General features: G+C 60.0%; 23 protein-coding genes and 1 pseudogene. 7 read left to right on the top strand and 17 right to left on the bottom strand.

Going from position 1 to position 22,675, the window contains the following annotated elements; genetic code table 11:
• Window positions 1–38: 38 nt before the first annotated feature.
• From QA642_RS36000 to QA642_RS35975, 6 genes are all read right to left on the bottom strand, one after another.
• Entirely contained in the window at window positions 39–584 is a 546-nt protein-coding gene (locus QA642_RS36000) for a peroxidase-related enzyme (RefSeq protein WP_283087052.1), read from the bottom strand.
• Between the two features lie 34 nt (window positions 585–618).
• The gene (locus QA642_RS35995) at window positions 619–1,239 is read right to left on the bottom strand and encodes a nitroreductase family protein (RefSeq protein WP_283087051.1); all 621 of its coding nucleotides are present in this window, start codon (window positions 1,237–1,239) and stop codon (window positions 619–621) included.
• 252 nt (window positions 1,240–1,491) lie between these two features.
• Window positions 1,492–2,448, bottom strand: a complete 957-nt coding sequence (locus QA642_RS35990) for an AraC family transcriptional regulator (protein ID WP_283081136.1) — start codon at window positions 2,446–2,448, stop codon at window positions 1,492–1,494.
• Between the two features lie 281 nt (window positions 2,449–2,729).
• Window positions 2,730–3,554, bottom strand: coding sequence for a hypothetical protein (locus QA642_RS35985; RefSeq protein WP_283081135.1), 825 nt, complete (start codon window positions 3,552–3,554; stop codon window positions 2,730–2,732).
• Window positions 3,555–4,081: 527 nt separating this feature from the next.
• Window positions 4,082–4,501: a cupin domain-containing protein gene (locus QA642_RS35980; RefSeq protein WP_260384401.1), complete on the bottom strand. Its 420-nt coding sequence runs from the start codon at window positions 4,499–4,501 to the stop codon at window positions 4,082–4,084.
• Window positions 4,502–4,593: 92 nt separating this feature from the next.
• Complete coding sequence (locus QA642_RS35975; RefSeq protein ID WP_283081134.1) at window positions 4,594–6,030, bottom strand: MFS transporter; 1,437 nt, start codon at window positions 6,028–6,030, stop codon at window positions 4,594–4,596.
• Window positions 6,031–6,293: 263 nt separating this feature from the next.
• On the opposite strand from QA642_RS35975, the gene QA642_RS35970 reads away from it, so the two are divergent.
• The 3 genes from QA642_RS35970 (at window position 6,294) to QA642_RS35960 (ending at window position 7,562) form a co-directional block, all read left to right on the top strand.
• Window positions 6,294–6,596 carry a host attachment protein gene (locus QA642_RS35970; protein WP_283087050.1) on the top strand — a complete coding sequence of 101 codons (303 nt, stop codon included), beginning with the start codon at window positions 6,294–6,296 and terminating at the stop codon, window positions 6,594–6,596.
• Window positions 6,597–6,852: 256 nt separating this feature from the next.
• Window positions 6,853–6,978, top strand: coding sequence for a hypothetical protein (locus QA642_RS35965; protein WP_283081133.1), 126 nt, complete (start codon window positions 6,853–6,855; stop codon window positions 6,976–6,978).
• 350 nt (window positions 6,979–7,328) lie between these two features.
• Complete coding sequence (locus QA642_RS35960) at window positions 7,329–7,562, top strand: hypothetical protein (protein WP_283081132.1); 234 nt, start codon at window positions 7,329–7,331, stop codon at window positions 7,560–7,562.
• A gap of 33 nt (window positions 7,563–7,595) precedes the next feature.
• Here QA642_RS35960 and copD read toward each other — a convergent pair whose 3' ends face one another.
• From copD to QA642_RS35940, 4 genes are read right to left on the bottom strand one after another with little or no spacing between them, the layout of a single operon-like run.
• Window positions 7,596–8,552 (bottom strand): copper homeostasis membrane protein CopD, encoded by a 957-nt coding sequence (gene copD, locus QA642_RS35955; RefSeq protein WP_283081131.1) that lies wholly within the window; start codon window positions 8,550–8,552, stop codon window positions 7,596–7,598.
• A gap of 16 nt (window positions 8,553–8,568) precedes the next feature.
• Entirely contained in the window at window positions 8,569–8,925 is a 357-nt protein-coding gene (locus QA642_RS35950; protein ID WP_283081130.1) for a copper resistance CopC family protein, read from the bottom strand.
• A 6-nt stretch (window positions 8,926–8,931) separates the two neighbouring features.
• Window positions 8,932–9,930 (bottom strand): hypothetical protein, encoded by a 999-nt coding sequence (locus tag QA642_RS35945; protein ID WP_283081129.1) that lies wholly within the window; start codon window positions 9,928–9,930, stop codon window positions 8,932–8,934.
• A 53-nt stretch (window positions 9,931–9,983) separates the two neighbouring features.
• Window positions 9,984–10,298 carry a DUF2946 domain-containing protein gene (locus tag QA642_RS35940; protein WP_283081128.1) on the bottom strand — a complete coding sequence of 105 codons (315 nt, stop codon included), beginning with the start codon at window positions 10,296–10,298 and terminating at the stop codon, window positions 9,984–9,986.
• A 346-nt stretch (window positions 10,299–10,644) separates the two neighbouring features.
• Here QA642_RS35940 and QA642_RS35935 point away from each other — a divergent pair, with 346 nt between their 5' ends.
• Entirely contained in the window at window positions 10,645–11,232 is a 588-nt protein-coding gene (locus tag QA642_RS35935) for a hypothetical protein (RefSeq protein ID WP_092214326.1), read from the top strand.
• 435 nt (window positions 11,233–11,667) lie between these two features.
• Here the strand turns inward: QA642_RS35935 and QA642_RS35930 are convergent, their stop codons facing one another.
• From QA642_RS35930 to QA642_RS35910, 5 genes are all read right to left on the bottom strand, one after another.
• Window positions 11,668–12,204: a cytochrome c gene (locus QA642_RS35930; protein ID WP_283081127.1), complete on the bottom strand. Its 537-nt coding sequence runs from the start codon at window positions 12,202–12,204 to the stop codon at window positions 11,668–11,670.
• On the bottom strand, window positions 12,191–13,477 hold the full coding sequence (soxC, locus tag QA642_RS35925) for a sulfite dehydrogenase (RefSeq protein WP_283081126.1): 1,287 nt from the start codon (window positions 13,475–13,477) through the stop codon (window positions 12,191–12,193). The genes QA642_RS35930 and soxC overlap by 14 nt, the downstream gene beginning before the upstream one ends.
• A 545-nt stretch (window positions 13,478–14,022) precedes the next feature.
• Window positions 14,023–15,354 carry a serine hydrolase domain-containing protein gene (locus QA642_RS35920; RefSeq protein ID WP_283081125.1) on the bottom strand — a complete coding sequence of 444 codons (1,332 nt, stop codon included), beginning with the start codon at window positions 15,352–15,354 and terminating at the stop codon, window positions 14,023–14,025.
• Between the two features lie 387 nt (window positions 15,355–15,741).
• Window positions 15,742–16,248 carry a heme-binding protein gene (locus QA642_RS35915; RefSeq protein WP_283081124.1) on the bottom strand — a complete coding sequence of 169 codons (507 nt, stop codon included), beginning with the start codon at window positions 16,246–16,248 and terminating at the stop codon, window positions 15,742–15,744.
• Window positions 16,249–16,702: 454 nt separating this feature from the next.
• Entirely contained in the window at window positions 16,703–16,915 is a 213-nt protein-coding gene (locus QA642_RS35910) for a hypothetical protein (RefSeq protein ID WP_283081123.1), read from the bottom strand.
• Window positions 16,916–17,643: 728 nt separating this feature from the next.
• Between QA642_RS35910 and QA642_RS35905 the strand changes: the two genes are divergently transcribed.
• Entirely contained in the window at window positions 17,644–19,194 is a 1,551-nt protein-coding gene (locus QA642_RS35905) for an NF038122 family metalloprotease (protein ID WP_283081122.1), read from the top strand.
• On the opposite strand, the gene QA642_RS35900 is transcribed toward QA642_RS35905, so the two are convergent.
• Together QA642_RS35900 and QA642_RS35895 are read right to left on the bottom strand one after the other, a co-directional pair.
• Window positions 19,183–19,503: a hypothetical protein gene (locus tag QA642_RS35900; RefSeq protein ID WP_283081121.1), complete on the bottom strand. Its 321-nt coding sequence runs from the start codon at window positions 19,501–19,503 to the stop codon at window positions 19,183–19,185. The genes QA642_RS35905 and QA642_RS35900 overlap by 12 nt on opposite strands.
• 1,432 nt (window positions 19,504–20,935) lie before the next feature.
• Window positions 20,936–21,454, bottom strand: coding sequence for a septal ring lytic transglycosylase RlpA family protein (locus QA642_RS35895; protein ID WP_283081120.1), 519 nt, complete (start codon window positions 21,452–21,454; stop codon window positions 20,936–20,938).
• A gap of 523 nt (window positions 21,455–21,977) precedes the next feature.
• On the opposite strand from QA642_RS35895, the gene QA642_RS35890 reads away from it, so the two are divergent.
• Entirely contained in the window at window positions 21,978–22,433 is a 456-nt protein-coding gene (locus tag QA642_RS35890; RefSeq protein ID WP_283081119.1) for a DUF6624 domain-containing protein, read from the top strand.
• 12 nt (window positions 22,434–22,445) lie between these two features.
• Window positions 22,446–22,580: pseudogene (locus tag QA642_RS46625) on the top strand (SDR family oxidoreductase); the annotation flags it as partial.
• Between the last annotated feature and the right edge of the window lie 95 nt (window positions 22,581–22,675).

Below are 22,675 nucleotides of genomic sequence, written 5' to 3'. Positions count from 1 at the left end.
GATTCCAATTGCTTCGTGAGATTGCGACGCGACCAAGTTCAGATCGAGCCGGCCGGGGCGACGGCCGGAAAGTCCTTCTCGTGATCGAAAACGTTGTTGAAGAAGTTCGTCAGCGAGTACATGGCCACCAATGCTACGATCTCGATGATGTTCGCATCGGTGTAGCCGACCTCGCGGACCGCTTTCAGATCGGCATCGCTGACGTGCCCGCGCGTCCCGATGACTTTGCGTGCGAACTGGACGGCGGCGTCCCGCTTCGGGTCGTTGGCATGGCCCTTTCGGGCAAGAATGATGTCATCGGCCGATAGCTTCGCCATGCGTTCGGCTGTGAAGCTGTGAACCGTCAGGCAATAGTTGCAACCATTCACCTCGGAGACCGCGAGTCCGATACTGTCGCGTGTCTTCACGTCGAGCGCTTTGCTCAGGGAGCCGAGCAGAGTGGCCCAGGAGTTGAATGCGATTGGGCTCTGCGCGAAGGCCGCCATCATATTTGGGGTGAACCCGATGTTCTTGGTGAACGCATCAAGGGTCGATTTCGATTCAACCGGCACCTGTTCTTGCTTCAGGGCAACAGTCCTTGCCATCGTAGTCTCCATAGGTTCTCGAGTTGATTTGGAACTATGCGAAGTCGAGCACGTCAGCCACCGGCATGCGGGGCTTCTGCGGCCAGTTGCCTGCTCGCTCCGGCCCGACGGTCAGCAGCATGACCGGCACTTCGTCTTCGGCCAGACCGAACTCGCGGTGCACGGCTTCGGCGTCGAAGCCGATCATCGGCGTCGAACCCAAATCCAAAGAGCGAGCCGCATAGATGATCGCCGCGGCGCCGAAGGTCGCGGAGCGTACCGCCTCATCGCGCTGCCGCTGGGGCTGATCGTCATACAGTCCGCGCGCAGGGATTTCCCAATCCGGCACTAGGTGCGCCGGCATGATTCCGGCTTCCACGACAGGCGCCAGACGATCGGGAACGGTGCTGGCATCGGCCAGTTGCCCGATGATGATAAAGGTAACGGCAGCGTCGAGGATCGCGGGCTGCTTCCAGGCAATCGGATGGAGCCGAGCCTTGGCCTCGGGCGTACGGACGGCGATGAACCGCCAGTTCTGCAGGTGGAAGGATGTCGGCGCGGACGTGCCGATCCGCACCAACTCGCGGATCTGATCGTCGCGCAGAATGGCGGTAGGGTCGTAGTACTTGGCGGCACTGCGGCTCAGAATGGTTTCAATGACGACGTTCGTCGGCATCGGCTGGGCGAGCGAATGGGAAGGTCGGGATGCGGGAGTATTTCCGCTCGTCTTGGCCTGCGGGAAGATCTCAGTGGTTGCGCTGGTTGCGGGATCGGCGGCGACTGTGGTGGTGCAGTTCATTAGGTGGCTCCTTCATCAAGTGATGACGGAGCCCAATTTACGGTTGGTCGTGGAAACTTCGAGACTGAATCAGCTCGATTCGATGCGCGAAAGGATCAAACTGGCGCGCGTCCGACCCAAGTCGCAGGTCTATTCATCCTTGTGCGCCACTCGGCGCCACTCCCCCGGTGTCATCCCCATTCTCTCGGCAAATACACGCCGGAATGCCGAAACGGATTGATACCCAACTGTCTCGGCCACAGCCTCGGTGCTGATGGCAGGTTTTTTCAACTCGTTGGCGGCCAGGCTCATGCGGAGATCGGTCAACAGGTCGAGGGCGGAGCAACCTAGCCTGTCTTGAAAGTGCCTCATGAACGTAGCGCGCGACATGCCGCACATCTCCGCCAGATCAGGCAGTTTCCAGGACCGCGCTGGATCGGCAAACATCGCCGCAATGGCTGGAGCCAGTCGCGGATGACCGGCGAGGGCCAAGAGGCCTTCGGGTGCTTTCTCGGCTTCGCTCGCCGAGCGCAATACCAGGGTGAACAGGGCTGAAGAAAGTGCGTCGAGAATAGCGCGTCCTCCCGCTCTGTCACCGGCGGACTCCATTCGCATCAGCCTCACCAAGCTGGCCAGTTGGCTGGATGCGGGACCGGTTTCGTCTTCTCCATTGCTGTTCATGGCCCGCGCGACCAGTTCGGCGGGCATGTAGTTGCGGATCAGCCGATCATGGGGTGGCGCAATGAAAAATCGCCCACACATCAGATCCAGTTGCTCGCCCTGCCCGTCGTTCTCGCTCAACATCCATCCGGCGGAGCCTACGCTTTCGTGTGTACGGATTGGCGTCTGCCCACTCCCGTCGTGCAGCACATGCGCCGCACCATGAGGAAGTAGCACGATATCCCCGCTCACCAGCTCCCGCGCCGTTCTCGTCTCCGGATTCTCTAAAATGGCCCGGCCCTTCACTATGACGTGGTAAGGGATCTCGTTCGCCGCTGCCCGGCCCCAGGTAAGACGCCACGGCGCACCGTACGCGCAGCGGACCTCGAGCTGGCCGGTGACGGTGATCAGTTGCAGGAGATGGCTAAGCCAATCGATTTGGGACATAAGATCTCGCTACCTTGGCCGGATCGCGTAGTATATCGGAATTCGCGATATCCAGACCGATTGTCGAAATTGACTGCATAGCTTGCGCCTCCGAATCGTGGGAGCCTCAAACGGCGCGTCATCGTCATTGACCGCAAGCTCTTCGAATGCGGTCGCGTCAATTCGAATGATGCTGGTCGAGATCATCGATGAGGACGGACATTCGGTCGTTGCGGAGGCGGCGGATGTCAGGAAAGGTGGTGCCCTTTGCGATAGCCCTCAACATTTCTGGAGGCTACTCGCTACTCTTGCCCAGCAGAGGCCGCCGCCGTGCTCACGAAGATTCTCTGTAGCGATTTGGGCGCCAGCTCGACCACCGCTGCGTTGGTGCTGCCCAGCCGAGCAACTTTGTCGGTAGTGATAAGATTAGTCGCTCGCAATTCCTCCCGAGAGAGTTCATGTAAATCTTCCCACGGCGGAACGTTGAGCGACAGTGACAACAAATCACCCGCGCCTCCCATGTCGAAGGTATATTTGGCGAGACGTCCGATATCGCGCTCAACGGTCATGAGATCATATGCGCTGTAGCTCGCGGCTCGAGCATTGTCGGCGCGGTCGCCCATCCAGATCTGATGCACGCGGACATGCGCTTGTTCAGGCACGGAACGCGACTTGCCCGACAGCAGCAGAAAAACGCACATTGATTCGCAGTAGGCCTCCGGCGACACGTGGGCGCGCTCGTCACGTGCGCTGGGGGTAAGCACGCTTACTCCGACGGTCGTGAACATTTCGAGCGCCCGGAACCGCCGTCCGAGCGCAATCGCGTCGTTGACCGAGCCGCCGCCGGAATCCAGCACGACGGTTTCGCCCTTGAGCCGATAATCGCGTGCGAATGCATCGAAATCGCCTGGGGTCTCGGCGGTGACGATGCCGACTGCGCTGATCCAGCCTCGGCAATTCGGCTGGCAAGCAACCCAGCTGAACTTCATGGGCAATTGGCGTTCCTCGAGGGCGGCGCCGGCGTACGCCGAGCGGCCCGGAATGGCCACAAGGCCGAGCAATGCGATGCAACAGGTGGCGACGCTGAGCAACGTCCAAGCTCGGGTAGTCGCTCGGCGAGCGAGCATGAATCTCTTTCCTGGGCTAGCTATCGGGTGGAATGAGCCGCGTCACAACGGCTTGGGTACAGCGGCGACACCTGGTGCCGCCGGGTTGGTCGGTACAGATCCAGAATCGAATCTTAGCCGGGACTGATGTTTGGCGCGCCATTTCGGGCCGGGGCCACGCATGTAGTGCAGCTCGGGTCGGTAGCTGTCGCGCACGTCCATAATCAGGTTGTGAATGACACTGGCGAAGTCGGAAGCAAACTCAGTCATCCTACGAGCAAAACATGAAAATGCGGTTGCACCCATTGTTATCATCGATGAACCTCTCCTATTTCTCTCGCAGCTAAACACATCGGCCGTTAGGCCCAAGCGTAGGCTCCGAGAGATGGGCCAAGCCATTGCACAGAGGTTGATCCTCCCCTGACCTTTGGCTGAGAAGAGCACACCAAGGCTTAGGCCCTGCGCACGAGGGTCCTGCGACTGATGGGAAGGTCGCAGGCCAGCCGCATGCGAAGACGGCCCTTGTTCATCTCAATGCGCCTAAAGGTTCATTTGATGGGCGTGGTCAGAGGGCCGTCGTAGGTATCGAGGACGAAGACAGCGAGCAGCTTTGCTGACTCGGTGTTGCTCGCGTTGCGGCTGGTTGAATGGATAGCGCCCGGCGGTTCGGACCAGCTCTCGCCTGCCCGATAGATTCGCGTCTCGCCGTCATTCACCTTCGACTCGATCGCGCCCGAAATCACATAGGCGTAGATGAAAGCCGACTTCGCGTGGGTGTGGGGCAGGGAGGCCGCGCCGGGCGCGTAATCGACTTCCACGGCGATCAGCGACTTGCCAGGGACATTGGGAATAGCCGCCTCGAAGTTCTTCGTGACGGTTTGCGCTTCGCTATCATGGGCGTTGGTGGGGCCGGCCATCGAGAAAGCGAGGGCGGTGCAGGTGGCGGCGATGATGATTCGGATCTTCATGGGCTTTCTCCTTCTGCCTATAGGTTGGTCTTCGTTCTTCATTTTTTCTCATCCCGGCCTTGCCGGCCTGCTGATTACGAACACCGAACGGGTCAGTCTCGCGGGATGAAGTCGACGTGGCGCCCCGGCTCGATAATGAACACCGCGAGCGTGGCAAGAACGCACGCGACCGCGGCGACAGCCATCGCCATGTGGAATCCTGAGAACAGCCGAGGACCGCCTTGCTGCAGGACGCCGCCGAGCAGGGCGATGGCGAAGAGGGACCCGGCGCGCGAAACTGCGCTGTTGACGCCAGATGCGGTTCCGGCGCGATCGGACTCGACGGAGGTGAGGACGAGGGTCGTCAACGGCGCGATCGTCAGGCTCATGCCCAGCGCCAGCAACAGGATGGGGGGGAAGATATCCGCCCAATAGGTCGCGTTTGAACTGACACGGAGCGCCATGGCGCATCCCAAGGCGACGACGGCGCCGCCGGCGAACAATGGCAAGCGCCGGCCGAATCCGCGGCAGAGCATGCCGGCAAGCGGTGAGATGACCGTGATCAGCACTTGCAGGGGAATGAAGGCCAGGCCCGCCACCAGCGTCGGCAGGTGCGCGCCCCGGATCATCACGAACGGGATCAAGGTTAGCACGACCGTGAACGCTCCGTAGAGGAGCGCGGTGAACAGGTTTGCGCCGATGACCGACCGCGAGGCGAAGAGGGACGGGGGCAGCATGGCGTTGTCGCCTAATCGCCGTTCGGTCACGATGAGGCAGGCTAAGCCGCCCAGACCGACGATTAGGGTGACGAGCACCCAAAAATTCACACCGGAACCGTTGGTCAGGCTGGTCAGCCCCGCGCCCAGCCCGCCGAGCCCGACTGTCGAAAAGACCGCGCCACCGATGTCGATCCGGGCGTGGCTGGTCGGGGAGTCCTTGGGTATCCACGCGGTACCGATAGCCAGCGCGCCGGCGACGACGGGCAGGAGCATCAAAAAGGTCGTCCGCCAGGAGCCGTGATCGAGGATCGCGCCGGCGATTGCGGGCGCGATGCCGCTGGCGACAGCCGCGGCGGCGGACCAGATGCCGACCGCACGTGCTTTTTTGTCGGCGGGAAAGGCCTGCCCAAGCACGGACAGGCCGTTGGGCAAAATCAAGGCTTCGCCCAAGCCTTGCAGGAAGCGGCCGACGATGAGTGGGGCGAAACTCGGCGCGAACCCGATCGCGGTAGCGCCCAGGCCATAGAGAGCGATCCCGGCGAGGAAGATCCGCTTCTGTCCGAACCGGTCACCCAGGGCGCCGGCGACCAAGGTCAAGGCTGCGAGCGGCAGGAGCTCGGCGTTCAACACCCACTGCAAGTCGAGTGGCGACAGGCGCATGTCTCGGCCAATCGCCGCGAGCGCGACGGTGACGACGGCGCTGCTGACGAACACGAGGCCGCTACCCAGGCTCGACGCGGCGAGCACCTTCGTGCTGCCCTGTGCGCCAACAGCCTTAGGCTCGGTGAGCGCCAGGCTGCGGTCGGTCACGATCAGGGACGTGCTGCTCACGACCTAATCCTCAGGTTGGGTCGAGCGCTGCGCGGCGCGAGCTCGAAGCCGACGAGCTCGACGCCGGCACAGCCGTTCAACCCGCCGTGCGCGTGTCCAATCGCGAACGCGCCGCGACGGGCTTATCCGGCGCGTTAAGGACTGACGTCGTGAGCAGGACGGCGGCGGCGAGGACCCAGTAGTACCAGGCGTCGAGCCCAACGAATTTGAAGGCAAACGGAGCGATGATAAACTGCAGCTAGGTCAGTGCCAGTTCTGCGGCCATTGCGGCTCCGCCTGCACCCGCCCGCTCAGGCTCGGGTGCGCGCCATCACGCCGGCTCCGCCAACCCCGATGGCAGGCGGCTTGACGAGGACGACTTCGCGGCAGCTACGGCCGCGTACCTTAACAAGCTCAGCCTGGACGGGACCATAAAACACCTAGTCGTCATCTCCGACCCCAGGACCCTGGGGGAGATGCGCAAGCACTTCCACCGCGACCTGAGAGGCAAGATCATGGGCGAGTTCGCGAAGGACTTCAGCCGGCGGCCGCTCGAGGACATCGCCTCATTGATCGCTGACGCCTGACGCGCCTCTGGAAGCGGCTGCTGGCGCAAGTCAGTCCAGTCACAACCCGCGCGAATAACTCAAAGTTACCGGCCACGACTACTGCTCTCGACCAATCTGAACTAACCCGTCTAAATGGATCAGCAATGGACAAGATAGTCAAAGCTGCCTCTGGCATTCTAAGCAGCATCAAGAGGAAGCAACGTTCTGCTGACTGCTCGGTGTCACGTTCCAATCTCTCGACTAACCCGCATCTCGCATTAGGAGGAGCCTCCGCATGACCTATTACCTAATCGCCTCACGCGCCGCGATCATCTTCTGGACGAGCCTTGCAATGGTGCCAACCGAGATCCTCTTTGACGCGTTAAAGACTGAATTGAAGCGCCGCGGCGTGGAGCCATAGAGCTCCCTACTTGGTCCTGCGGCACGTGCCAGAGAGAAAGATCGTTGGCGCCTGAAATGACAACGCACATTGCACCGTTCCCCAATCCCGATGGATCTTTGCTTCTTCGCGAGTTGAACCACGATGAACGAAGCACCGTCGTCGCAAAAAGGGGCCCCAACTCGCTGGCGGGCTGAGTTGAGGCCGAAGGATCCGCCAGCCCAAGCTCACCATGCATCTGGCGCCGGGTCGCTGGCGATATGGCAAGCGAACTAGGCCAGTGACCTGATCTGCCAGCACGGATGTCCGCGGCGCGCCATCGATGCGACCCGCGCCCGGATCACCATCGCTCGCGCGGAGTGTGCTTCGGCTTGAACGAACTGGGCGACCAACAATTCGACCCGATCAAGAGCAAAGCGCCCCGTGATGGCGTGTGGGAGACGCCGCCCTTCATGCACAACGGCTCGGTGCCCAACCTGTACGAGATGCTGATGCCGGCTGCAGAACGAACAAAAAAATTCTGGCTCGGCGGCGACTTTGATCCCGTAAAGGTTGGTTTAGCCGCAAGCAGCGGGCCTCCGCCAGATGAGGCGCAACTTCGCTGATGGGCCAAAACCCGACATGTTCTATAGAAATGGTTAGGTCGAGACCAGATGGACGGCGGGATGCATCATGCCGAGCATTCCGACAATGGCGAGGATCGTCAGTCCGAGCGCGATCTCGATAACGCTGTTGCGCGTGAGTTGCCGGAGTGAGTCCGACTGCACTCCGGTGGCGGATGGCAGGGCGAGCCGCGGCATCAGGTAGAATCGGTTAATCGCGGCAACTGCGAGCATGGCGGCGAATATGCCGAGCTTGAGCATCAACACCCGGCCATATTCGGTTGTAAACAGCCCACGAAACGAGCCGACCAGGATCCAGGCGTTGACAATGCCGGTGACGGAAAGCGTGGCCACGCTGACCATGCCCAAGATCGAAAAGCGTTCGGCCGCATCGCCCGCAACCGGTGCCCAGGCGGTCGCCTGATTCCGGGCTGCAGCGAAGAAAAGAACCAGCGACACGAGACCACCGATCCAGGTCGCGGCGGCGATCAAATGCAGTGCATCTGCAGCGAGATGCACGTCGCCCATTGCCCCAAGGGTCGAGCCGGCATGGCCGGTCCAGGCAAGGCTGGCGGCGAGGCCGAGCCCCGCCGCGAGCGCAAGCCACTCCGCGAGTGCCGCGCGATCAAACGCGAGGCAGGCCGCCAGAGCGACTGCCAGGCCAGCGCGGACCTCCATGAGTCGCCCGAACTGGGTTTCGTTCAATACCGTCGACAGGACGTCCGCGCTTACCGCCTCGCCGAATGGCAGCCCGCTCATCGAGACTGCTTGCAGCAATAGCCAGACGAGCCCGGAGATCACCCCGACGGCAAGACAAGCCCACAGCAGGTGCAGCGTTTGTGTCCAGAACGGAATTGCGACGTTTTCTTTCGAGCGCAATGCCGCCTTCGCGATGTTGGTCCGGAAGACCAGGGTTCCGACTATCACCGCAGTCGCGGCGAAGTGGATCGCACGCGCCGCGACCATTGCTACGCCTGTCGCGGACCAGTCCATCGGCAGCGCCGATCTCCTATTGGCCGACCTGGAAGGTAAAGCTGCCATCGGTCGTATGTGTGTCAACCGACAGCACGCGCCAGTTCACGTGATACGTTCCGGTGCCACTCGGCTTCAACGAGACCGACATCTGCTCGCCGCTGACACGAGCCTTGCCAGTATCGACCCGCTGGCCACCTGGCCCGGTGACGGTGACGCTGCTGAAAGCGGGCTCCAGCTTTTGAGTGAACCAGAGCGTCACCTGACGCGGCGGCGTCGCGACCTTGTTGCCGACGCGCGGCTCGGCGTGGTCGAGAAACGCATGTGCTCTGACTTCAGCGGCCGTGACCAGGAGCAGCAGCGAGGCGACCGGAATCAGACGTGAGGGTTGCATGGATTGTTACCTTGCAAAGGGGCTCGCCGGCTGCACCGGCCCGCCAAAGATCGGCTTGCCAATACCGCGCGGATCGATGTCGTCGAGGTAGAGGTGCAATTGAGCAATCACGCCGACGTTGGTCCCGCTTTGTCGGTTGATCGGGATCAGCGCCTCGATGCCCACCTGAAACTTGTTGCCGACCCAGAGCACGCCGGGGTTGATTGTACCCGTCGTTGTCGTGCCCGAGGTGAGCGTGTTCGCCACCGGGGTCTGCAAATTTACTTCGACCAGCGGGATCAGGTGATTGACGAACTCGGACAAGCCCAGATCCACGACCGAGGATTTGAGATAGGGCATGCTGTACTGGATCGTTCCGCCCCAGTTCAGCACGCGCGGGTGGAATTCGGTATCGGCAGTAAGCTCGCCGGTATCGGGGTCGATCCCAAACGTCGTCGTGAAGTTCCTGGCCGGAATCGCGTAGCCGACCTGGCCGGTGACAGCCACCGGGCGCAGCCATGAAAACGTGTCCGGCAGGTCGCCGAAGCCTTTGCCAAACCACAGCATCGGCGTGTAGGTGTTGAACGGATCGGCCCCGACGTTCTGAGAGCCGGTGCCGCCCCATTCGATGCTGAGGCCGACCGACATGACGAACTCATGCGCAGGGTCCCTGAACACGCGGTATTTGAACGTGGTCTCCAGGTTCTGAAATCCGTTGGCGCCGGGAATGGTCGGATCTGTTGGACTGAGAAAGGTGTAGGTCGAGCCAAGCGCGATCGCGAAGTCCTCGGTGATCCGTTTGGAAAACTCGCCGGACACATCCCGTTGTCGAACTGGCGGAACGTCGCCGGTCTTGAAACTATCGACCGTGGGAATCGACAGTTCATCGTTCACGCCGGGATCATCGATGCTGAGGGTTGCCGGGAAGAAGCGGTTGCCCACAATCTCGTGGGCCAGGCTTCCGGAAAGGGGAACAAGCGCGATTGCGGCACCCCAAAGGCCCGCTTGCGCACGAAAGATGGACATGAAAGGTCTCCACAAGTGTCGACGTGCAGATGCAGCAGCGCAGGCCGCCATGCTCACGCCAACGCCGGAGGCCCACGCGCTTGAATGTTCGAGGCGATCCGGGCCCATGCGGGCGCTGCCTGTGCCGGCCATTGAACAATCAGGACCTGCTCTGGATGAGCCGCGACGGTGTGCGCTCTTGGCGCATCGACGGCTCCTCCTGCATGCGACACGCACACCGCGCAAAGTCCATCGTGCGCAAAACTTCCGCGGTCCTGGTCGCCCGAACGGTTGCCGGCGCTGCCGTGGCAAATGCTGGCCGTTTGCAGCGGATCGACTATCGCGACGGTGGTAGCCCAGCACGCCGCAATTGGCGCCAGGATCTGCATCACCAGCGCGAGCAGGACGATGGGAAGAAATCGTTCTAGTCCTCGACGCATCGGTCAACCATGCGCCACAGGCTAGCCCAAGGTGGGGCCGTGGTCGAGGCAACTGACAATGCCGGGGCGCAGGGACGAGGGCTTTAGCGATTTAGTTACCGCGTGTTGTGCGCCGGCAACGGCGCCCGCACTCGCTCACCGCGGTTCTCCATTAGGCCAACGGTAGCCCGTTCCTTCCGCCTTGGCGGCGGCGGCACCTCGCCGAGGATGTCCGCCTGAGATGCCTTTTGGAGGATGCACCCACTTGCTTCTGGGGTACAATTTCATGCTGGTCGACCACTATAGGAGGTAAGCCATGAACAGGCTCTACGCTCTCGCTTCGGCTGGGTTCTGCGTAGCTTCGGCAGCCCTCATCACGTCCGCATCGGCATTTCCAAGCGAGGAAGTCCCGAAGAGCGAACCAGAGTACATCGCCAAGGCGAAGACCGCCGCCCCGGCGTCGGTCGTGAACAACGCGACGATCACCATGCCGCAGCCGGATGGATCTTCTAAGACCGTCCAAGCCGGATCGAACGGTTTCACGTGTTTTATCGGCAAGGACGGAACGCCCGAATGCGATGACCAGAACGCCATGGAATGGCGCAAAGCTCTGCAGGCCAATCAAGCCCCGCCGAACAAGATTGGCTTCATCTTCATGCTGGCCGGGGACACTGGCACGAGCAATCATGATTCCACCGAACGGCACACCCACCAGCATTGGGTCCAGACCGGGCCACATGTGATGATCGTCGGCGGCGCAGCACACGAGATGCTCAGTCCCTATCCGCGCGATGTGGATGTCAAAGACGCGACGCAGCCTTTCGTCATGTACCCCGGCAAACCCAACGAGCACCTGATGATCCCGGTGCACTCGCAAGAGATTACGACGGGCAGCACGCGGTGACGCGCGGGAACTCCGCCGTGGCTGATAGCGCCGGGTCGCTGGAAGTATGCTCAGCAGGTAGGATTGGCGGTTGCCGCGTGATCGCTGTCTGGAGCGTCAGCTCGGAGGCTTCATTCGGCGAAGTCGAGTTAGTCGGCTGCACGACGACGCAGGTCGTCGTGTCGGAGTTGGGGCAAAATGCGAAGACCTCAGAGTGGGCAAATCCAGTCCGCTCCGCTCTACAAAGCGGACCGTAGTGACTTGTGCCGCGACTTCGCTGATGGGCCACAAACGGACTCATGCGCCGCAGCAAAAGAAGCACGCGGGCTGCAATGCCTCACGCGATCACCTCGGCTGCGGCAGCGAGAACCGCGCGCAGAATCCCACGACATCAAAGGCGGCATACGTCCTCATGGTGGACCGCCGCAGGTGCATTGAAGGAACTACTGCGATCACCTACTTCGGCTTTGCCGGGACGAACGTCACAAAGCCATCCCGATTCGGCATACGTACCCTCGGCAGCGTCTGGGCATTCATCGTCTCGTTCTCTCCGATGATGCCGTTGAGCTGCAGGATATAGGCGGCCACTGCGTAGAGTTCCTCATTGGTCAGCGTTTTCGATTCGTTGTAGGGCATTGCTCGCCGAACGTAATCGAAAATTGTTGTGGCATAGGGCCAGAAGCTTCCGACCGTCTTTATGGCAGGTTTGTCTCCGACAAGCGACCCGATCCCTCCCACCAGTGCATCGTTCGGTTTGCCCGCTCCCTTATCGCCGTGACAGGCGAGGCATTTCGACGCGTACACGGCCTCACCCTGCTTTGGTGTCCCGCTGCCGGGCGGCAGACCGGCGCCGTCAGGACTTATGCTGATGTCCCACGGGGCGACTTGCTCGGGAGTTATGACCTTGCCGAGGTTCGGGCTGTCGGCCAGCGCCGCAGATGAAAGTAAGCCAAGTGCGCAAGCGGCAGCCAGGGCAGAGTTATGCGTAGACATGCTTCACCTCTCCGTTCTCGGACACGCCCCACGTCGTGACCGCATTGGAGTGGTAGATCGTCCTGCTCCCACGATCAGCGATCATTTTCTCGCGCGTCGGCTGGACGTAGCCTATGTCGTCGGTCGCGCGGCTTTGCAGGACAGCGGGGCCGCCGCTCCAGCGCCACGCCATGCGGAAACGCGTCAACGCTTTCGACAGCACCGGCTCCTGCAGAGCTGCGGGAGCCCAACTCTTGCCGCCATCGGCCGAAATTTCGACCTTGGCGATCTTGCCGTAGCCCGACCAGGCGAGCCCTGTAATCTCGTAGACGCCCGGTTCCTTCATCGTGAGTCCCGGCGACGGACGCGTGATCACCGACTTGCCTTCCTGCGGAAAAACGAATTGTAGCGATTTGCCGTCAGGCATCGTGATCGTGTATTTCGACGTCTCGTCCTTGGTCATTGTTGGGCCTTCGGTCAGCTTGATGCGCCGAAGCCATTTCACGTTCATGTTGCCTTCGAATCCCGGGAGCAGCAGCCGGATGGGATAGCCATTCGCCGGCCGCACGCGCTCGCCGTTCTGGTATAAGGCAATCAATGCATCCTGCATGATCTCTGCGAGCGGCAGGCTGCGGCTCATGCCGGCGGCATCGGCACCTTCCGCCAGAATCCACTTCGCTTTCGGGTCTACGCCAGCTTCCTGCAGCAGGGCCGCCAGCTTGACACCCGTCCACTCGGCGCAAGAGACTTGACCCTGCATCTGCTGGACTCCGACTTGCGCGGGCTCCTTCTGATAAAGCAGTTGGCCGTTGCCGCCGCATTCGATGAAGGCGATCCGTGACTCCATTGGATAACGCGTGAGCTCATCGAGCGTGAAGACGAGTGAGCGCTTGACCAGGCCGTGGATGACCAATCTGTGGGCATCGGGGTTGATGTCGGGAATTCCGCTGTGGTGGCGTTCGAAATGCAAGCCGTTCGGCGTGATCATCCCATCGAGCAGATGATGAGGTGTTCGCGACGCGCCGGTGCCGGTGGTGCCCGGGGCCGTCGTGAAGGTTCGCACGACCTTATTTTCGTATTCAGACGGTTGCCCATAGGGGACGAATGGCGCGCCCGGCGTCTTCATCCAAGATTCAACCGGCAACGGATCGCCCGCTGCCGTGTCCGGGAACGTAATGCCTCCGGTTGCTGCCGCCATGGCGGCGCCGCCCAGGAAAACGCGTCGATCAAGCAATCCGTTTCCGGCGACCACGTCGGCGTCAATCGTCACGCCCTTGGATTTGCGATGTCCCATGATGCTCTCCTCCCAGTGGAGCCAAACTTCCACGGACGAAGCGCGATGTTATCCACTCACTGCGGGCCGGTATTTTATATCAAATTGGCGAGCCGTCAGGGAGGGGGAAAAATCCACCGCAGCGGCCGATGGCCAAGACAGGACATTTCTGCAATGGGTCAAAGGCTGCCCTCTGCAGCCAGCCTACCCTTGGTCGGGTCATCTCTCGGAAGCCGACATCGCCGCGCTCTGGGCTGAGGTCAGCCACGAGCCACAAGCAGACAGAGCTCTGAAATGGAGGGCCAGCATCAAACACGAGATGGCCATTGAAGCGACCTCGATAAGCGCAGTTGTTGCCGGTTTAGGCGCCAACGGCGTGCCGCAGGTCGGCTCAGGGCACGGCTTAGTTCACGGGCTTCGACGGCGTACCGTTACTGTCTTGACTGCCTGCCTTGTCTCGCTAGGGCATAAGGTTTCTCTGCCCGCGAAAAGGGGCAGTCGAACAGCGAGGCAGCGAGAGATCGTTGCCTCGCATTCGGAATGCGATCGAGGGCAGCGTGACGGCTTCAGTCCACGAGCGCCTGATAGACGAGCGCCTTGAACATCTTGCGGTAGTAGGCGCGTATTGGGCTCGGGGCCTGTGTCATGTAGACACCGACGATCTCTTCCTGGGGATCGACCCAGAAAAAGGTCCCGGCGTAACCTGCCCACATGAACTCGCCCGCCGAGCCGGGCACACCAGCTACGCCGTCGCCCTGACGCACTGCAAAGCCTAGGCCGAACGTATAACCGGGAGTTCCCAGCAGGAGCTCACCCGGCTGGATCGGCGCCGCGACGCGCGTGCCGAGATGGTCTGACGTCATCAGCTTTATGGTCGAGCGGCTCAAGATGCGTACGCCGTCCAGCTCGCCGCCATTCAGGAGCATCTGGCCGAATCGCAAATAGTCCGTGGCGGTCGAAACTGCGCCGGCGCCGCCGGAATCATTCTTCGGTTCTGCCGACACATCGAGGACGCTCGTCTTCATGCCTGACGCCATGTCGACCGGCAGCGGCTGCGCGAGGCGCGAGATCTTCGACGACGGCACCCAGAAGCCCGAATCCACCATTTTGAGCGGCGTAAACAGTCGTTCGTCCAAGAACACGGCAAGCCGCTTACCCGACGCTGCCTCAATCACGCGGCCGAGAATATCGACGGCCATGCTGTACTCCCACATCGTGCCCGGCTGCTGAATGAGGGGTATTTTTGCCATGCGCGCGACTTGATCGGCCGGCGTCATATCCCGAGAGTCGTACTCATGCACGCCCGGCTGGGAGAACTTGGCCTCGACGTAGGCTGACTTCACCGGTTCGTTCTTGGTGATCTCGGCATAGGCGATACCTGCACTATGCCGCAGAAGATCCTGCACGGTGATCGGCTTGGCCGCCGGAACATTCGTATAGGTGGCCTTGCCGTCGGTGCCTGTGCCCGCCACGCTCACTTGCATGTCTTTGAAGGCCGGCAGGAATTTGGAGATGGGATCTGTGAGCTGAATAGCGCCATCTTCGACCAGCATCATAGCAGCTACCGAGACAAGCGGCTTGGTCATTGAATAGATGCGGAAGATCGAATCGAGCTTCATCGGCGCTTCCGAACCCTTGTCTTGGAAGCCGATGGCGTCCGAATAGACTATCTTCCCCTTGCGGGCGACCATGACCACCGCACCCGTCAGCTTGCCGTCGGCAATCTCCTTTTTGAGCATGGTGGTGATGCGCCCAAGGCGCTCCACCGACATGCCGACCTGTTCAGGCGTTGCCGTAGCGAGAGGCTGGAGCTCGCGCGCCGAGACCGGCAGTACCGCTGTTGCAGTGACCAGCATCGAGGCCAGCGCCGTCGTTGCCAGTATTTTCCATCTAAACATGACGCTCCTCCTGGGACCGTTTTTGCGAGGGCCGGGTTCGCCCGGCCCAATGATTTTATCCGACGGCGTCGCCCTTGGAACGCGCTTCCGGATGAAAATGATCAGGCTGGAACAGCCTAGCGTTGGCTTTTTCCTACGACCACCGCACGCGGCCGCCATCATGATGTCCGTAGGGGCAATGTCGGGTCTGGGTCAAAACGGGCGGTGGGGGTCAGTTCTGTCGTACGTCCGCTCTGCTCGTAAGAGCAGCCAAGCGGGAGTTGCTGCGATGGGCGGCTTCGGGCCAACAACGGACGTGGGCCAATTGCGTGAGGACTAAGCGACATAGAGCACGCGTTGAGGCCGCCCGACGGGATGGCCTCGGTGATTGCGAGCAAGCGGCGGGTTTCACTTCGCTGCGTCGGCACCCGCCTTTGCAACTTGGCCATCCTGAACTGACGTCCCGCCAGAGACGCCGATCGCCCCGACAATCTTGCCATCCACATTAATGGGAATGCCGCCTTCTAGCGGGGATGCCCCACGGAGTGCCAAGGAACGCAAACCGATGCCGCCCTGAGCCACGAGATCCTCGAACACCTTGCTGGGGCGCCTGTAGTTAATCGCGCTCTGTGCCTTGTCCTCGGCAGCCATGAGAGAGCCGTATTGGGTATTGTCGAGCTTGTGCAACATCACCATGTGGCCCGTGCTGTCGAGGACGACGATGGCCATTGCCCAGTTGTTCTTTACGGCCTCCGCTTCCGCGGCAGCCATCACTTTCTTGGCCGCCTCAAGCCCAAGTGGCGCTCCATAAGGCGTTATCGGAGGTGGGGATGGCGCCTGTTGAGCGCTGGCTGTTGCCGTGAATATCACGGCAGCCAGGATGGAGGCCACTAGCGTCTTGCCCTGCGTCCTCATGTTGTTGTCCTCCCGATATCTGGTGGTTGACTAAATAGTTAGCCCCCTGCGCTTGGACCACTTGCGATTGCACGATTGCGCCAATCCGTACGAGAGTCCATTGGCTGAATAGTGGCGCCGGAGCAAAAGGCAGAGCGGCCCCTCTTCAGACGGGCCACCTTCGATCGGCTGCGTGTCAAGGACCGCTATGCGTCACGAGCGTTGCCCTCTGCGATAGAGGGCCGCTCGTCGGCTTCCGCTATTCCCCGTTCACGACGGAGATCACGCGGCGCTGCAATAAGCAGCGAAGGCCCATAACCGGACTCATGCACCGTTGGTGCGGCGTCGTGCGCCGGTTGCATGAAGGTACTGGCCAAGCTTCTGCCGATATGCGGCACGGGCGGCTTCACGTCGAATTGCCGCGCGTGTTCCAATCCGCCACGCCAAACAGCTCGGCGACCATTTCGAGGCTCTGTCAAATCGAGGTCTTGAGACCTTTTTCGGTAAGAGAAGCGCGTAGTGTTTGCGCCATAGTCTTGGCATCGCGAAGGTCGCGCATAGCTGAATCCTCTGCTTGAAGAAGGATGGGATGCCAGTGCTTGTACTTGTAGTGGAAGTCAAATTGCGGAATTGTTTCAGCAGCTTGCAGCCCTGAAATTTGCGGTGTCGGTCTTTTGTCGAGAACCATGTCTCTTCTCCTGTGCATCGTGGGCTGACGTCGCGCCTTAGCTCTCCCAGAGTCTCTGATGCATTTCGAGTTCGACCCAGTCTCGGACCCCGCAGCTAGTCCAAACGCATCATCGGGCATCGTCTTGGGCTGCTTCCCGCAACGCCGCATTTAGCTGATCGATGACGGTAAGATCCGTCGGGACAACGAAAAGCTGCCGCCAGGATCGTTAGCAGCGACTGACCGGGGGATTGCATCTCTTCGTACCACCTCTTCTTTGAACGCCGCCGATATTACCAGGTCGTTTTCGATGACACCCTGATCGGCAGCCCATCGCGCAATGGTTGCTTCCGAGCGTGCGCATCATTCAGATGCACTACTCCGATTGCGCAATTGACAATCCATCACGATGCGACAAGCGTTGCGGGCGCCGATCGACGCCGGTGGCGGAAAGCTCCTTTCTGCGCACTGGGAAAGCGGGGCTCCGGTTGTGGCATCTCGCATCGTTCATGTGAATCGAGAAGGAGACGTCGCCGACTTTACATGCTGCGACGGACATTCACTTTCGTTCAGACGACGTAGTTAGTTAGGACCCTTAGAGAACGGGGGCCTCGATGGCTACGCTTCTCGGCATCACATCTGCTCAACTGCATCACCAGGGCTTCCACTTAATTGCATAGTTGCCCTTAAGCGATGGGGCGGTGATCGCAGCTCGCAGGTGTCAACATTACAGCAAAGAGTAGAGTGCGATGATAATCAATCTTGATTACGACAGTAGCGTCAACGCCGCACCAGCGCAGTTCAAAATCGCTCTGGATGCTGCTGTAAGTTACCTCGACAGTCTCATCACAAGTTCGATCGCAGTCACATTTCAGATCGGTTGGGGCGAAAATGAGGGAGTGGCGCTTGGCTCCATCATTGCAAACGGAGCTCCGCGCGGAGGGATGGGATATTCGTATAATGACCTTGTGAATGCGCTGAGATCGCACGCGACAACGTCGGTTGACAATTTAGCCTACAGCTACCTTCCAACTATCGACCCGACCAATGGCGGGCAATTTTATGTTGGAGGAGCGCAGGAAAAGGCGCTCGGATTATTAGCGGCAAACAGCACCGAAATAGACGGAACAATAGGTTTTGGTGCCACGCAGAACTGGGATTTTGATCCAACCAATGGCATCGGTTCAGGCCAGATTGATTTCAATGGGGTAGCGCTTCACGAACTTACGCATGCGCTTGGTCGTATCGCCGGGCTTCAATATGCTCTAGGTTGGTACGAGTCGTTGGATCTTTTTCGGTACCAAGCTGCGGGCCAACTCCAACTCGTCGACCATCAACCGGCATACTTTTCGATCGATGGCGGCCTTACCGATCTGAAGAACTTCGATACTGCGCAAGATTCGGCTGACTGGTCGGATGACGGCATTCCGGATTCCTTTGGATACGGTTATTCGGGCGAAGTATTGCCGATAAGCGACACTGATCTGAAGGTACTGGATGTCTTGGGCTACACCCTCAGTCTCGGACTCAATAATCCACCAGTGGCACATTCTGATACAAATGGCGTCGCCAAAGGTGCAACGATTTCTATCTCAGCGGCAAAGGGAGTACTGGCCAACGATACCGACCCCGATTCAAACGATCACTTGGCCGTGTTAGCGGTCTCCGGCAAGGCGTCTGCCGTGGGCCATGCGATCAAAGGCGAATACGGCTCACTTGCCCTCAACATTGACGGTAGTTACACCTATGTAGCGGACCATCATGCCCATGATCATCATTCCCAGGACGATCATTATCACGGCTTTGAGCAACAGCAGGGCATAGCGCAAGATGTGTTCACTTATACGGTCTCAGATGGCCATGGTGGTACGTCAAGTGCTACGCTTACCATCGTGGTCTTTGATCGAGGCACGACGTACCTCTCCGGCACCAACACGACGCTGACAGCAGGGAAAGGCCATTACGTTCTAGATGGTTCAGCCGGTGGTGACACGCTCATCGCAGGGAAGAGCGGCAGCGTTCTAATTGGCGGCCCTGACGATACGCTCATTGCGGGAAAGGGGGAAGACACCTTCTTGTTTCGCCCGGATTTCGGGACCGACACGATCAAGAATTTCAATACCCATCAGGACACGTTGCAGTTCGATGACGGCATATTCCACGGGCTGCGGGACATTCTGGCTCACACTGCTGACAGCCCTAGTGGAGCTGTTATATCGGATGGGCATGGCGACAGTGTCACGCTCTTTGGTGTCACGTCGGCACAATTACATCACGATGACTTCCATCTAGTCGCCTAATCTCGTCGCAAACACGGCCGCCGTAGCTTGCTTCCCGTAGTACTCCTGAATCATCTGCACTGAAGTGCCCATATTGCGGGCCACCTCAAACACACCAACGCCATTCCGCAGCGCATTCACTGCATAGAAGTGGCGCAAACTATACACTGAGTACGTCTCGCCAGTGCTCCGCTCGATACCTGCTTCCCTGAACGCAGCATTGAGCTGGTCAATGAGCGTAGTGATCTTTGACCCGTCCTGCATAGCGAACAGACGCCCTGCCGGATCTTCGGCCCGTTGCTTTGTCAACGGTTTGGCTTGCAAGATCATACTTTCACAAGCCATCCATGCACGAAACTACTTCCCCAGGCGACCTTTGGAATGTGCTAAGAAAGCCCGCTATCGTGCAGCTAGTGCTAATTGAAGAAAAATCGATCGCACTGATGGCGTGCCATTGTTCATCGAGGAGCTGACCAAGTCTGTCGTCGAAAGCGGATGCATGACCGGAGCGAGAGCGCATCTCGCGATCCCGGGCACGCTCCATGCCTCGCCCGCGAAAGGTCTAGTCTCCTTGGTTGCCCATCATCCCTTGCCCTTTGCGTTGACGGTAATCGCTGCTCAAAACCGTCGCGAAACTCGGTTGATTTAGCACAAGACCATGCGGCTAGGAGCACTCATCCTTACGCTCGTGTGCAAGCTGGGAAATGATGCCGCGTCTCCAATGTCCGCTTTGAATCGACGATAACGCTTCATTCCGGAGGGACGCGGAGCGAGTTTGCGCCAGAGGGCTTCGCCACAGCCCATAAACTTCTCAACAACCGCGTCTGAGTTACATTTCGCCTCACGGACGCAACGCCGCTTCGCCGACGGCACCCACCGCGCAATTCCGCAAAGACGCTCCGCTAATTTTTGGATTCCGGATCGTTCAGAATTCGCGCTCCACTGGGGGTTTCTGTTTGCTTCTACTTTGCCTAGGCGCGCGCGGGTTCTTCGACAACCGGCTCAGGCGTGAAGGGTTAATCTTCGCATTTACTAAAGTAGCGATGCGTTCTCGAGGGCCATCTGAAGTCCCGCGAAACATCCGCAATGGCATCCCGGGCGCGCTTCGATCCGGACACCGCGTCGGAGGTGGCCTGCGGTGGCTTGGCGGGCTGAGTTGTCGGCGCCGGCATCTGTGCCGCGGCCTTCGGCGGTGCTTCATCGCCTTCATTAACTTCAGTTCGACGCCGTTCACCTTTCCACTGACGCCGCTACTTCTTCGTCGGCTTAGCAGTTGTGAGTTTTGGTCACCGAAAGCAGGTGCTTTGCTACAATCTGAGCGGGCTGACTGCGGTCGTGGGCGCTCCGCCGATCCGCACGGTACGGTCGATACGCTGGTCGTAATCGCGCCTTCGGGCTGCAGCGTGCAGACTCACGAGCCCAGGCTGGTCTTGTAGGTCAATCGTTTCCAAAGCAGGTCCAGGTGCCGTCATCCTGATACGCCGCGTGCTCCCTACAGATCGCCTGCAGTCAGCGTGAGCGTCTCCTTATTCCCTCCGGAATGCCGCCATTCACCTATAAACTTGGAAGCGCAGCTCGCTGGCGGAGCGGCAAACTCGGGTGACAGGGAAACAGTGTGAGCTGTCATCAGAAAAATTGCACCCGGGTGGCCCATCAATGGGGGGTGCGCCGACCGCGATGCTCGCTTCGAGGAGCTCTGCGCGGAGCTGCGCAAGTATCATGAGAACAGGCAGTTTATAGATCTGCCTTGATCGGTCGCCAGCTAAAGCACCACACCGCGAACTTGGGCGATGCCACGATCGGTGATTCCCAAGCTGCGAGCTGCGCCAAGTGAGAGGTCGATGACACGACTGGGGACCCATGGTCCGCGATCGGTGATGCGGACGACCACCGATTTGCTGCTCTTAAGGTCCGTGACGCGAACGAGCGTGCCGAATGGCAGGTTGCGATGAGCAGCAGTAAACGAATTCCTATCGAACGCGGCGCCGCTCGCTGTTTTCCGTTTCGAATAAGAGTAGTAGGAAGCTTTCCCGGAAAACACTCGATTGAGAGATTGAGGAGCTGAAGGATCTCCCGATTTGCGCGTCGGCTCCTGTTCGATACGAGGTTGTTTCTGTGGACTCTGGTTGGTCTGCTCCGGCGGCTCAGGAGCGGGCTCGGCATGTGCCTTTGGAATGATAGACCACCTTTCATTGAAGTCTTGTGCAGCGGCAGAGTTTGCATAAGTGCACATCCACGCTGGTACGGCTGCAATCGCGGCTAGTCTGCAAAGAGTACGCATCGTCGACCTCAAAAGTAGAGCATGGAAACAATGCGATCCTTTGAGGCGCGTTCCTGCACATTGGCGCTTAATTCGGAAAAGCGGTGACTTCATACCGATGCTGGCCGATCTTGGGGGCAAAAGCCCAAAGGTGCAACGCGGGGAGTAGAGTCGTTGCATTGCATTGCCGGGCATCGTGCAGCGCAGAAACGGAAGGCGTGGGTATCATGCACAGCCGAATGAGAATGGGGACGGCTGCGGGTTTTCTCATCCGATAGGTTCAACAGGACCGGACTATCGCAAGTAATTATTCGCTCACTACTCCAGAGTCATAATTCATCCCACGGACGCAACGCCGCTTCGCCGACGGCACCCACCGCGCAATTCCGCGCACTTCCTCTCACCCCGTCGGCGAGCAATGTCATCAACGTCATACGACCGTAAAGTCAGTGATGAGCTGGCGGCGTCGGGGGCGCTGTACGAGGGCTATGATCCACGTATGGCCGCAGTTCACGAAAAGAATGCGCTGCGGCTCCGGTAGATCATGGCCCAGATCGGATGGCCGACGGAGCGCCTCGTCGGCGAACGAGCCGCGGAGGCAGCCTGGCTGATCGCTCAGCATGCCATCGCGCTCCCGCAATTCCAGCGCTCGTGCCTTGAGTTCCTTGCTATGGCCGCGCGCGAGCACCTGGTCCCGGCCTGGCAGCCGGCCATGCTAGACGACAGGATCCGTGTATTCGAAGGTAGGCCGCAGCTCTACGGCACACAGCTCGAGCCCGATGAGCACGGCAACATGCGGCCACACGCGATCAAGGATGCAGAGGGAGTGGACGAACGACGCCGCGCGGTTGGTCTCGAACCTCTCGCCCAAGTACTTGCGCGCGCAAAACCGCAGCCAGTGCCGGCCGACCGTGAACGGTTCGAGCACGACTATGAGGAGTGGCTCATTGCGGTCGGTTGGCGCGCACGTCCGGAATCGTCGAGTAAGCAACCAGCATGAGGGGCCACCCCGCAGAGGGCGGTCACGGCCCTCAATCGCTACGGTGAGGTAGAAGAAGTAGCTGCGCTCGTGGCATTCGTAGCCAGCGACGACTCGTCATACATCACTGGAGCAAATTTGACGGTCGATGGCGGGACCAATGCCTGATTGATTGGCAAACATGACGCCTGAGGTGGCGCTTGACGGCGCAAACCGTCAAGGTCGCCTTTGGTCAAAAGTGTCGCTTGGTCGGTTGATCCCAT

This window comes from Bradyrhizobium sp. CB2312 (assembly GCF_029714425.1).
Classification (GTDB): Bacteria; Pseudomonadota; Alphaproteobacteria; order Rhizobiales; family Xanthobacteraceae; genus Bradyrhizobium.
Note: the sequence above shows the minus strand (reverse complement) of the source record. Positions and strands in the feature narration are given on the sequence as shown.

Excerpts from the sequence above, each read along its gene's own strand:
- QA642_RS36000 (WP_283087052.1), bottom strand. The coding sequence starts at position 584 with ATGGCAAGGACTGTTGCCCTGAAGCAAGAACAGGTGCCGGTTGAATCG.
- QA642_RS35995 (WP_283087051.1), bottom strand. The coding sequence starts at position 1,239 with ATGCCGACGAACGTCGTCATTGAAACCATTCTGAGCCGCAGTGCCGCC.
- QA642_RS35990 (WP_283081136.1), bottom strand. The coding sequence starts at position 2,448 with ATGTCCCAAATCGATTGGCTTAGCCATCTCCTGCAACTGATCACCGTC.
- QA642_RS35985 (WP_283081135.1), bottom strand. The coding sequence starts at position 3,554 with ATGCTCGCTCGCCGAGCGACTACCCGAGCTTGGACGTTGCTCAGCGTC.
- QA642_RS35980 (WP_260384401.1), bottom strand. The coding sequence starts at position 4,501 with ATGAAGATCCGAATCATCATCGCCGCCACCTGCACCGCCCTCGCTTTC.
- QA642_RS35965 (WP_283081133.1), top strand. The coding sequence starts at position 6,853 with ATGACCTATTACCTAATCGCCTCACGCGCCGCGATCATCTTCTGGACG.
- copD (WP_283081131.1), bottom strand. The coding sequence starts at position 8,552 with ATGGACTGGTCCGCGACAGGCGTAGCAATGGTCGCGGCGCGTGCGATC.
- QA642_RS35950 (WP_283081130.1), bottom strand. The coding sequence starts at position 8,925 with ATGCAACCCTCACGTCTGATTCCGGTCGCCTCGCTGCTGCTCCTGGTC.
- QA642_RS35945 (WP_283081129.1), bottom strand. The coding sequence starts at position 9,930 with ATGTCCATCTTTCGTGCGCAAGCGGGCCTTTGGGGTGCCGCAATCGCG.
- QA642_RS35940 (WP_283081128.1), bottom strand. The coding sequence starts at position 10,298 with ATGCAGATCCTGGCGCCAATTGCGGCGTGCTGGGCTACCACCGTCGCG.
- QA642_RS35935 (WP_092214326.1), top strand. The coding sequence starts at position 10,645 with ATGAACAGGCTCTACGCTCTCGCTTCGGCTGGGTTCTGCGTAGCTTCG.
- QA642_RS35930 (WP_283081127.1), bottom strand. The coding sequence starts at position 12,204 with ATGTCTACGCATAACTCTGCCCTGGCTGCCGCTTGCGCACTTGGCTTA.
- soxC (WP_283081126.1), bottom strand. The coding sequence starts at position 13,477 with ATGGGACATCGCAAATCCAAGGGCGTGACGATTGACGCCGACGTGGTC.
- QA642_RS35920 (WP_283081125.1), bottom strand. The coding sequence starts at position 15,354 with ATGTTTAGATGGAAAATACTGGCAACGACGGCGCTGGCCTCGATGCTG.
- QA642_RS35915 (WP_283081124.1), bottom strand. The coding sequence starts at position 16,248 with ATGAGGACGCAGGGCAAGACGCTAGTGGCCTCCATCCTGGCTGCCGTG.
- QA642_RS35910 (WP_283081123.1), bottom strand. The coding sequence starts at position 16,915 with ATGGTTCTCGACAAAAGACCGACACCGCAAATTTCAGGGCTGCAAGCT.
- QA642_RS35905 (WP_283081122.1), top strand. The coding sequence starts at position 17,644 with ATGATAATCAATCTTGATTACGACAGTAGCGTCAACGCCGCACCAGCG.
- QA642_RS35900 (WP_283081121.1), bottom strand. The coding sequence starts at position 19,503 with ATGATCTTGCAAGCCAAACCGTTGACAAAGCAACGGGCCGAAGATCCG.
- QA642_RS35895 (WP_283081120.1), bottom strand. The coding sequence starts at position 21,454 with ATGCGTACTCTTTGCAGACTAGCCGCGATTGCAGCCGTACCAGCGTGG.
- QA642_RS35890 (WP_283081119.1), top strand. The coding sequence starts at position 21,978 with ATGGCCCAGATCGGATGGCCGACGGAGCGCCTCGTCGGCGAACGAGCC.